The sequence below is a fragment of the Oleiphilus sp. HI0067 genome, assembly GCF_001635735.1.
The window spans coordinates 1-643 of sequence record NZ_LWFI01001172.1; the positions used below are offsets into that span (position 1 = coordinate 1).

Consider the following 643-nt stretch of genomic DNA (forward strand, 5'->3'; position numbering starts at 1 on the left):
CATAGAAACGGAAACCAATTGCGAGCTAGTATTTAGCATCTCAGATAAGCTACAAAAATACGTTTTGCCAAAAGGTTTCGTTGGCCTTAATGGATGTAGTTTAACTATTGGATCAGGAGTAACGGATCAGTTTAGCGTCTATTTGATACCTGAAACGCTTAATATGACGACCTTTGGAACGATGTCCGAAGGGGACATAGTAAACTTAGAGATCGACCCTCAAACTCAAGCAATAGTCGATACGGTAGAGAGATACTTGAAAAGGGGTCAATAATTGATCCCTTTTTCTAATGCGCAGAAATTGTAAGGTTTGTACCTTCGATTACAAAGTCAGTAAAGTACACTTCTCCAATACTTTGCTCAGTTCTCCCAAACTGTATGTGAGGAATATCCCAGTCCCAGCGAACGTTAATGTCGTAAATGGATACGCCGTCGACACCAATATCCTGAATATTCGTCAGACTTCCACTGCTAGCATACTGAGTCAATTTATCGTATTCAGGAATAATATCCATCACAGCGCCAATCTTTTTCTCAACACTTGCATAACCAAAGTAGCCTAACGTGTCGGCACCACGTTCGTTATGAATTCGCATATCGCGAATAGTTAAATAAGGATTTTTGGCTTGTTGAGGGACGGCAG

1 protein-coding gene and 1 pseudogene are annotated in these 643 nt (G+C 40.7%); one reads left to right on the forward strand and one right to left on the reverse strand.

What is annotated here, in order from left to right:
• Positions 1–274, forward strand: a pseudogene (locus tag A3739_RS17325) (riboflavin synthase); the annotation flags it as partial.
• Positions 275–287: 13 nt separating this feature from the next.
• Here A3739_RS17325 and A3739_RS30050 read toward each other — a convergent pair.
• Positions 288–643, reverse strand: a 356-nt coding sequence (locus tag A3739_RS30050) for a hypothetical protein (RefSeq protein ID WP_197472397.1), incomplete at its 5' end; no start/stop codon positions are given.